The sequence below is a fragment of the Christiangramia sp. genome, assembly GCF_029937855.1.
In the GTDB taxonomy this organism is placed as follows: domain Bacteria; phylum Bacteroidota; class Bacteroidia; order Flavobacteriales; family Flavobacteriaceae; genus Christiangramia.
In genome coordinates this window covers 1-8931 of the sequence record NZ_JAPYPC010000055.1, presented here as the reverse complement: position 1 = coordinate 8931, position 8931 = coordinate 1, and the positions used below count along the sequence as shown (strand labels likewise).

Annotated in this window: 11 protein-coding genes and 1 pseudogene; 6 read left to right on the top strand and 6 right to left on the bottom strand. The window is 37.5% G+C overall.

Annotation, left to right across the window (positions count from 1 at the left end; all coding sequences use genetic code 11):
- The 4 genes from Q1K34_RS17520 to Q1K34_RS17505 form a co-directional block, all read left to right on the top strand.
- On the top strand, positions 1 to 1241 hold a 1241-nt coding region (locus Q1K34_RS17520), incomplete at its 5' end, for an NAD(P)/FAD-dependent oxidoreductase (RefSeq protein WP_300441906.1).
- Between the two features lie 87 nt (positions 1242 to 1328).
- Positions 1329 to 1547 (top strand): hypothetical protein, encoded by a 219-nt coding sequence (locus tag Q1K34_RS17515; RefSeq protein ID WP_300441903.1) that lies wholly within the window; start codon positions 1329 to 1331, stop codon positions 1545 to 1547.
- A 36-nt stretch (positions 1548 to 1583) separates the two neighbouring features.
- The gene (locus Q1K34_RS17510; protein ID WP_300441900.1) at positions 1584 to 3392 is read left to right on the top strand and encodes a glycoside hydrolase family 15 protein; all 1809 of its coding nucleotides are present in this window, start codon (positions 1584 to 1586) and stop codon (positions 3390 to 3392) included.
- 43 nt (positions 3393 to 3435) lie between these two features.
- Positions 3436 to 4251 (top strand): SDR family oxidoreductase, encoded by an 816-nt coding sequence (locus Q1K34_RS17505; protein WP_300441897.1) that lies wholly within the window; start codon positions 3436 to 3438, stop codon positions 4249 to 4251.
- Between the two features lie 347 nt (positions 4252 to 4598).
- On the opposite strand, the gene Q1K34_RS17500 is transcribed toward Q1K34_RS17505, so the two are convergent.
- The 6 genes from Q1K34_RS17500 to Q1K34_RS17480 all read right to left on the bottom strand — a co-directional run bounded on the left by Q1K34_RS17500 (position 4599) and on the right by Q1K34_RS17480 (position 8058).
- Positions 4599 to 4727, bottom strand: coding sequence for a hypothetical protein (locus tag Q1K34_RS17500; protein ID WP_300441894.1), 129 nt, complete (start codon positions 4725 to 4727; stop codon positions 4599 to 4601).
- Positions 4728 to 4782: 55 nt separating this feature from the next.
- On the bottom strand, positions 4783 to 4956 hold the full coding sequence (locus tag Q1K34_RS18060) for an FAD-dependent oxidoreductase (protein ID WP_367183345.1): 174 nt from the start codon (positions 4954 to 4956) through the stop codon (positions 4783 to 4785).
- Positions 4957 to 5154: 198 nt separating this feature from the next.
- Positions 5155 to 6147: a phosphogluconate dehydrogenase (NAD(+)-dependent, decarboxylating) gene (gnd, locus tag Q1K34_RS17495; protein WP_300441891.1), complete on the bottom strand. Its 993-nt coding sequence runs from the start codon at positions 6145 to 6147 to the stop codon at positions 5155 to 5157.
- Between the two features lie 360 nt (positions 6148 to 6507).
- On the bottom strand, positions 6508 to 6879 hold the full coding sequence (locus Q1K34_RS17490; RefSeq protein WP_300441888.1) for a hypothetical protein: 372 nt from the start codon (positions 6877 to 6879) through the stop codon (positions 6508 to 6510).
- Between the two features lie 129 nt (positions 6880 to 7008).
- Entirely contained in the window at positions 7009 to 7218 is a 210-nt protein-coding gene (locus Q1K34_RS17485) for a hypothetical protein (protein ID WP_300441885.1), read from the bottom strand.
- Between the two features lie 456 nt (positions 7219 to 7674).
- A complete protein-coding gene (locus Q1K34_RS17480; protein WP_300441883.1) occupies positions 7675 to 8058 on the bottom strand; it encodes a hypothetical protein in 384 nt (127 codons plus the stop codon).
- A 402-nt stretch (positions 8059 to 8460) separates the two neighbouring features.
- Between Q1K34_RS17480 and Q1K34_RS17475 the strand changes: the two are divergent.
- Positions 8461 to 8653 (top strand): annotated as a pseudogene (locus tag Q1K34_RS17475) (GDCCVxC domain-containing (seleno)protein).
- A gap of 61 nt (positions 8654 to 8714) precedes the next feature.
- Positions 8715 to 8931, top strand: a 217-nt coding sequence (locus Q1K34_RS17470) for a metal-sensitive transcriptional regulator (protein WP_300441881.1), incomplete at its 3' end; no start/stop codon positions are given.

The following is an 8931-nucleotide window of genomic DNA, read 5'->3' as shown; positions in this document are numbered from 1 at the left end:
CCTACGGTGGAACCTGTGCCCTAAGAGGCTGTGATCCTAAAAAGGTGATTATAGGAGCAACGGAAGTACGTGATTTTGCCCAAAGACTTAAAGGAAATGGAATAGATACTGTGCCTGAAGTCAATTGGGAAGATATTATGGCTTTTAAGCAATCTTTTGTCGATGCCATGCCTCCTAAAATTGAAAAAGGATATAAGAATAAAGACATAGACACCTATCACACTTCAGCTAAATTTTTATCTGATAACACCTTACAGTTAGGTGATGAAGTTATTGAAGCTGATAAATTCGTGATCGCAACAGGTGCAAAACCCCGGGTACTGGATTTTGAAGGTGGAAAATTAGCACTTTCAAGTACAGATTTCCTTAACCTGAAAAAGCTACCTGAATCACTTTTATTTATTGGAGGAGGCTACATTGCCTTTGAATTTGCCCATATCGCTGCGCGGGCCGGTGCCGATGTAACCATATTACATCGTGGTGATCATCCATTGGAAAACTTTGACCATGACATTGTACAACATCTTGTGAATGCAACGCAAAACCTGGGAATTAAACTTGTTTTGGAAACTGAAGTCTCTAAAATAGAAAAGAAAGAAGATCATTTTGTAGTAACAGGAAAATCAAATGGAAAAGAAGCCACTTATAAGACTGACTCTGTTTTTAACTCAGCCGGTCGTCCTCCCGCTATCTTTGATTTAGATTTGGAAAAAGCAGGGATATCTTTTTCAAAAAAAGGAATCACGGTAAATGAATATCTTCAAAGCACATCTAATCCTAGTATTTATGCAGCTGGAGATTCGGCAGATTCAAGAGGATTACCTCTTACACCTGTTGCAGTAATGGAAGGGCATGTTGTAGCATCAAACATCATCAAAGGGAACAAGAAAAAAGTTAATTATCCACCAATGCCTTCCGTAGTTTTTACTTTGCCTACCCTGGCATCAGTAGGATTGACCGAAGCAGAAGCCAAATCACAACAAATCGAATATCAGGTCAATTATAACCATGCGGAAAGCTGGTTCAATGCAAAAAGACTGAATGTTAAAGAATATGCTTATAAAACGATTATTGATAAAGAGAATCAGACTATTCTTGGGGCACATTTAATAGGTCCTAACACAGAGGAAACCATCAATTTATTTGCAATGGCGATAAAGACCAAAATGAAAATCAATGAGTTAAGGACGATGATTTTTACGTATCCAACTTTGTCATCGGATATTCCTCATATGCTTTAAAGGAGAACAATATGTATAATTGAAAAAAATCAGGTACACAGCAATCCCCTCTTCTTATCACAAAGATGTGCCCTGACTCGTGAGATAATGAAAAACGGACATTTAAAGAAAAAATCAATGAAAACATGTGCAAGATGTAAGGGAAAATTTCCCGGCCCGGGAATAAAAAAAAATGAAAAAGTTTATTGTTGCGATAAATGCGCAAGAGGTAGGAAAAAGATGATGTTTAAAGTTATTCCAGCAGCTTTAGGCATTTTTGGGTCAGGTTTCCTCATCGGATTATTTACAAAAACAAAACTCAGATGAGACTTCTCTCCTAGCTGCAACGTAAAATAAAAAAGTATGCATTATCAACCCATAGAAGATTACGGAATCATAGGAGATTTGAAAACTGTAGCTCTTGTCGGACTAAATGGTTCTATAGATTATATGTGTTTTCCTGATTTTGATTCGCCCTCAATTTTTGCTTCTTTATTAGATAAAAAGAAGGGAGGATATTTTCAAATTTGTCCTCATCTACAAAAAATGAAGCTTAAACAATTGTATCTCCCTGATACCAATGTATTGCTTACCAGGTTTTTATGTGAAGATGGTGTTGGGGAAATTACCGATTTTATGCCTGTAGGAGATACTTCAGATGGAAGTATTCTGGTTCGAAGAATTACCAATGTAAGAGGTGTCCTAACCTATAGGTTAAAGTGTTGCCCGCGGTTCAATTACGCCAGATCCTCCCATACATCAGAGAGGTTAAATGAGAAGCAGATAACTTTTATATCCGATGGTGATAAAGACAATAGCTTACACCTTAAAAGCACAGTACCTCTGGAAATCAAGAAAGGAGATGGTTTCGCAGAATTTACATTAAAAACAGGAGAGATTGCTGAATTTGTTTTAGAAACGGCTGAATCAGATAAAGTTTCCTTAGATGCTTCAAAAAATTGTGTTGAAGAATGCTTAACATCCACAATCGATTATTGGAGAAAATGGATAACCAAATCAGCATATAAGGGCAGATGGTTCGAAGCAGTAAATCGCTCTGCACTAGTTTTAAAGCTTCTAACCTCTCAAAAGAACGGTTCTATAATCGCTGCACCTACCTTCTCTTTACCTGAAAAAATTGGGGGTAAAAGGAATTGGGACTATAGATACACCTGGATACGGGATGCCTCCTTTACTATTTACGCTTTTTTAAGGTTAGGTTTTAAAGAGGAGGCCATGGCATTCATACAGTGGGCTGAAGCACGATGTGAAAATATTGGAGAGGGTGGATCTTTAGGATTGATGTACACCATTGACGGAAAGAAAAAATTAGTAGAAGAAGAACTGGATCATTTAGAAGGATATAAAAAGTCTGCCCCTGTACGAATTGGCAACAATGCACACGGCCAGCTTCAGTTAGATATCTATGGAGAGCTTTTAGATTCCATTTACTTATATAACAAATATGGAGAACCTATCTCAAATCAACTTTGGCAACAGCTAACCAGAGAAATTGATTGGCTTTGTGATAATTGGCAACAGGCTGATCATGGCATTTGGGAGGTTCGAGGTGGAAAAAAAGAATTTCTTTATTCCCGACTCATGAGTTGGGTGGCATTTGACAGGGCGATTAAAATTGCCAGATCCCGGTCCTTTCCTTTTCCTGAACAACGGTGGCAGGCAGAAAGAGACAAAATATACGACTCTGTGTTTAATGAATACTGGGATTCAGAAATAGAATCTTTTGTGCAATTCAAAGGATCGAAAGCAGTGGATGCCTCGCTTCTATTAATGCCTATGGTAAAGTTTATCAGCCCGAAAGATCCCCTCTGGCTGTCCACTTTACGGTATATTGAGCAGGAACTTGTATCTGATTCCCTGGTGTTCAGATATCAACCAGAGGAGGCGGCCAGTGATGGTATTGGTGGGGATGAAGGTACTTTCTCAATGGCCAGTTTCTGGTATGTGGAAAATTTATCCAGGGCCGGTGAACTAGAAAAAGCGAGGCTTTATTTAGAAAAAATGTTGGGCTATGCTAATCACGTTGGCCTCTTTGCCGAACAGCTAGGCCCTTGTGGTGAACATTTAGGCAATTTTCCACAAGCATTCAGTCACCTTGGATTGATTAGTGCGGCTTGTGATTTAGATAGACGAATGAATGAAGAGAGATAACTATCTCGGTGACTCGTAAATTTTTAAATAAACTAAATTTACTATGGATAGGGAAAAACTGAAACGCTTAAAAGGACAATCAGCACTCGTTACAGGTTCGAGTTCAGGGATTGGTAAAGCAATAGCAATGGCTCTAGCCCGGGAGGGTGCATGTGTGGTAATTAATTATCATAGCGATGAAAAAAGTGCCCTGGAAGTAGTAAAGGAAATAAAAGCGACCGGAGGGGACGCTATTGCGGTGGGTGCTGATGTAAGCAAAGAGGCTGATGTGAAAAGAATGTTCGGGCAAATGTTCGAAGCTTTTGGCACCATTGATATTCTCGTAAATAATGCCGGTATGCAAAAAGATGCTCCCTTTCTAGAAATGACCTTAGATGATTGGGAAAAAGTAATTGGGGTTAATCTTACCGGACAGTTTTTGTCTGCCAGAGAAGCTGCTAAAGAATTTATTCGTCGTGGAATCAAAAAAGAAATTTCTGTAGCTGCCGGCAAAATTATCTTCATTAGCTCTGTACATGAAGTTATTCCATGGGCTGGCCATGTGAATTATGCTGCCTCAAAAGGTGGCGTTACGCTTCTTATGAAATCCATTGCACAGGAACTTGCTCCTCATAAAATTAGAATTAATAGTATTGCTCCTGGAGCCATAAAAACCTCCATTAACAAATCTGTCTGGTCAGATCCTGAATCAGCAAAAAAATTGCAGGAATTAATACCCTATGGCAGAATAGGTGATCCTGAAGATATTGCCAAAGCTGCTGTCTGGCTTGCATCTGATGACTCGGACTACGTACATGGTGAAACCTTGATAGTTGATGGAGGTATGACGCTTTATCCAGGTTTTAAGGAAAATGGATGAATTTTTACAGCTTTACATGATTCAACTATTAATTACTTACTTTTTTATGATCTGCTTTATCAGCCAGATAATATGCAGGATTACAAGAATAAATACCAGTGTCATCACAATCCGCATAAAGCCCCCATATCGCCACAGCATGATCTGTCATTGAGTTCAAATCCATTTTAAGTGTCCTGAAGAATTCATTCATCAAGAAGAAATAGAGGGAGTAGTTCACTCCTCCACTGCAATTCTCCTTAAATTTGTCGAGAGGCAGCGTTCATAACAAGCTATTGAACCTCCAAAAGATCAGCTAGCACAACAGCTAAGTTTGTCCACTGATTTAAAAGTAATAGCCGCTAATTTTATTGCTTTCTATAAAGTGAGGGATGACGCAAGCTATCAGCCAGGTCGTTTGCAGGAATGACATATTTTACAGCAAGGCTTAGCTCCATGATAAATTCTCCACCTTCCGGAGGCTGCCGTATAAACAAAAGGAAGATTTGGATTGCAATGTATTAAGAATATGATCAAAATATTCGACTACATTTATTTACTTCCAAACCGCTGATATGCCTCCGCAATTTCCAACCTACTATATCCACCCCCAATAATTGTATGGGATTGAGGTAAATCTCCTTTAAAGAGGGAATCATTTGTGAGGTAGTCTATATCTTCTATGCCTTCAATGGATGGAGCGATAGAGCTGGAACCAGTAGCAATAAAATTTATATGTCCTTGTTGACGTTACTTTTACTTCAATAGTATTGGGGATGGTAAATTTTCCTCTTCCTTCCAGCAGTATTACATTTTCCATACCCGCAATCACATCCATATACTTAATATTCCTGCAAATCAGCTACCAGCTCACTTTTCTACTGAATAATGGTTTCATAGGGCGAGCAAGGTTTATTGGATGAATTAGTCTTCAGCTTTGTTTTGGTGGACATCTGCTCTTTTGATGAAGCCGCCTACTTTTCCTTTTTTACGATGATTTTTTATGGTTTCATTTTCTCCAAATGGATGTTCACCAAATCCGTGTCGCATCATGGCAATGGCCTTAGCCCATTTCTTATCCTTATCGCGGGAAGTAAGCAGTTGCATTACAGACTGTGCAATTACCGGAATTGGTACCTCCAAGTGCATGGCATCCTCCACTAGCCAATTTACTTCACCTGTATCTTCTACGTAGGAGGGGACTCTTAGTCCCTCCTGCTCTTTATATTGTTCTTCCATTAGTTGTATAAGCCAGGAGCGTATTACAGAACCATTGTTCCAGCATTTTAACACTGCTTCTATATTGTGAGCAAAATGTGAGTTTTCCAGCAGGTGCATACCTTCGCCTATGGCCTGTAACATTCCAAACTCAATCCCATTATGAACTAGTTTTACATAATGTCCTGCTCCAGAAGGCCCTGCGTATACAAATCCATCTGGTACGGCCAGATCTTTTAAAACTGGTTCCACTAACCTTACGGGTTCTCCAGCGCCGCCTACCATAAAGCAAGCCCCGCTCTTTGCACCAGTTGCCCCTCCGCTGGTGCCGCAATCAAGGTAGTATATCTTTCTTTCTTCTACTTTTTTTGCTCTTCGGACAGAATCACCCCAGTAGCTATTTCCACCATCCACTATAATGTCTCCTTCTTCGAGAACTTCATTAATTAATTGGTCCAGAATGGCATCAATTGCTTTGCCTGCCGGAATATAAAGAAACACCAAACGAGGGTGTGGCAGGAGTTTGGCCAAATCCTCAATTTCATTGGTGTGTTTAATGGAAGAGCCTTGTAAAAATTCAGGCATTTCATGGCGGTTAACACCTATCACGTCATAACCTTTTTCCGATGCATGAAGGGCGAGGTTTCCTCCAATCCTGCCAAGCCCAATAGTGGCAAATGATTTAATTATATTCTCCATATTTGCAAATTTCTATTCTGTTGTTCAGGATACCATCTTCTGCATTCCTTATTATCAGCTGAAAATTATGTTAGTCCATACAACGAAGCTTTTTATTTAAAACGTTATATTATTCTTATTATATTTAATTGTCAACCTGTCTCATAGTACGATCTTCTGCGTCCTTTACTTTTAGCTGAGAACCATAACTATCTTGCTCAATGTAGCAAAACCTTTTTCCTGTAGCACTTTTGATGTTGAGGCTGGTTTCATCAGGCTTAGAGTAAAGAGTATTTTTCCTTATTGGTTTTTGATCTCTGTCCTTTCTATAGTCATAGTTTTTAATTTCTTTATAATTATTTTTTTTTTGAAAGCTTTAATTTAGCTTTTACTTGTCTTTTTTTCTTTTTGAACTTTATTGCTTTCAGTTTCTGCGTCCTCATTCAATTTTTTCAAATTTGTTGGATATGGATTCTCCTTCAGAAGTTTTGCCAAAAATGTTGTATTGTGAACCATATACCTCAGGGTTTTGTTTGTGTACAAAGCAGCTTCTCCACCTGCCTGTATGTAACTTGGCCCTGGACCTGCATCTCCCACCCAATAAGTTGTGACGTTAGCTGGAATTGTAAATCCATATTCTTCTAAAGCCCATAAAATGTTTTTGGACGTGGCATGTGCTCCATCCTCATTCCCAGTGACTACTGCTCCAGCAACTTTATTGTAAACTAAAAATTGACCTGTCTCTGAATCCACTAGTTTCTTTTCATGAAATTAAGGAATCCAATCTTTCAAGAAATCGAACGCAGACGGAACTTTGTGGTCCTCCTGGCCAAATTGGACTTCCTACTATAAGAATTTCCGAATCCAGAATTTTTTCAAAAATCATAGGCCATTCATCTCCACTTCCCTCGTTTGAAGATACTCCTGTGAAGATACTCCTGGCAGAATATTATAATCCACTAGCCTTACATATTCTGTTTCCACTCCTAAAATCTCATACTGGTTTATTACTTTATTAATTAAAGCTTCAGTATTGCTGGTAATCGGGGATTTTTTTAATGTGCAATTAACAATCAAAGCTCTTATATCCATTGTTTAAAATTTTTTCGGTTTTTAATTTTTAGTTTTCAAACTTCTCAAATCCTTTTTAGTATCGACCTTAATCCTCATCTGGGAATTTGTATTATAAGAATTTCAACCATCTTTCATAAAGATATTAATTACTTGCGCAAATTCTTAATAACACATATTCTTTAACTACCCTTTAACTTTATAATCACTAATTTAAATTTTCTTTGATATAATATAAATTATAATTTTTAATGGATTCAGGTGACTGGATTTATTGAAGAAGGTTTTATTCCTAATCCTTGAGAGGACTATGTTAAAAGACCGAGCGGTTGATTGTATTTTTAGCTGCTAAACTATTTTAATTCATAAAATCCTCCCCACATATGTTTCCTAGGGAAGATTATTAAAGATATGGTCTATTAACAGTTGGAACTTGAATTTCCTGAAAGTGCTGAGGGTGGTCCAAAATTCTTTTAGTTACAGTTCGTCTAGATTCTGATTTACCCTTTTTCTTGTACTCAAAAAGAGAGGAACCGTGATCTTCAAAGGGTGCTTTTTTATTAAAAGTTGTTCTATTCCCTCTGATTTAACATCTTTAATCAGCGCCCAAGAAGATGTTCTCATCAAAAGCATCCCGATTGTAAAATTTTTCTTTGGTGTAGTCGATTTCTCCCCCGTTTGTATTAGAAAAAACATTAGATTTTTTTTATCTTCAATAGCAAGGTTTTTTACTTTCCCATTAACAGGTAAATCCAATAACTCTTTTGAAGAAAGCTTTTTCAAAACAACTACTTTTTCATCTTCTTGTTTTAGTTGAGCTTTTCCAATAGGAATTAAAATTTTGTTTTCTTCTTTTACCAATTCCACTTCTTCTAAATCAACAATTACGTACCTAATTTTCTCTTTGTTTTTGTCAAATAAAAAGTTTTATACTAGCCCTATTTTTCCACTGGTAGAGTCAACTACTTTCCATCAATAAATGTCAGGAAGATGTTCCGCGATTTTGTAATCACTATTCCTAAATTCCTCCAAGTGCTCAAGTGGTGCTGAAATCTCGTCAGTATCCCTCGAAGTTGTTTTTTTTTCGTATTCGCACCAACCTCATCATACTTCCATTTCCGTATCATTATTCTGTGTCTAGTCATTCTCTTTTGGATTTAATTATTTTTCCTAATTGAAAATTTCTTATGGGAATTCTTTTTAAGCTAAAATTTTTTGTACCCTCTAAAAAACATTTATTCTTAACTTTCTTCTAAATATAAAATAATCACTTGTCCTAATTGCGGCCACTCCAAACAAGAAGAAATACCAACAAATGAGTGCCAGTTCTTTTATAAATGAGAGCAATGTGAAGAGGTTTTAAAAACCAAAGAAAGGTGATTGCTGCGTTTATTATTACAATTATTATGGTACTGTTGCCTCTCCACCAATTCAGGAAGGAACAAGTTGCTGTTAAAATTTTAAATACTTTTGGAGACCTCCCCCACTCCAGATGTATCTTGTTGAAAATTAAAAATATGATACCACGAGATTTAAGTAATGATATAAAAACCCGTTTGCAGAGCATCAGCGGCCAGCTTAACGGACTTATAAAAATGCTGGACGAGGATAAAGATCCTGAAAAGATCCTGATCCAGTTCAAAGCAGCGCAAAAGGGGTTGGATAAAGCGCATTTTCTCCTTTTAGATGAAGTGTACCGCAAAGCGCTGGCGATCACAATTTCAGAAACTGTGG

What these genes read in the sequence shown, in the direction of transcription:
- gnd (WP_300441891.1), bottom strand. Translation starts at nt 6,147, where the DNA reads ATGGAGAATATAATTAAATCATTTGCCACTATTGGGCTTGGCAGGATT.
- Q1K34_RS17515 (WP_300441903.1), top strand. Translation starts at nt 1,329, where the DNA reads ATGAAAAACGGACATTTAAAGAAAAAATCAATGAAAACATGTGCAAGA.
- Q1K34_RS17510 (WP_300441900.1), top strand. Translation starts at nt 1,584, where the DNA reads ATGCATTATCAACCCATAGAAGATTACGGAATCATAGGAGATTTGAAA.
- Q1K34_RS17485 (WP_300441885.1), bottom strand. Translation starts at nt 7,218, where the DNA reads ATGGATATAAGAGCTTTGATTGTTAATTGCACATTAAAAAAATCCCCG.
- Q1K34_RS17505 (WP_300441897.1), top strand. Translation starts at nt 3,436, where the DNA reads ATGGATAGGGAAAAACTGAAACGCTTAAAAGGACAATCAGCACTCGTT.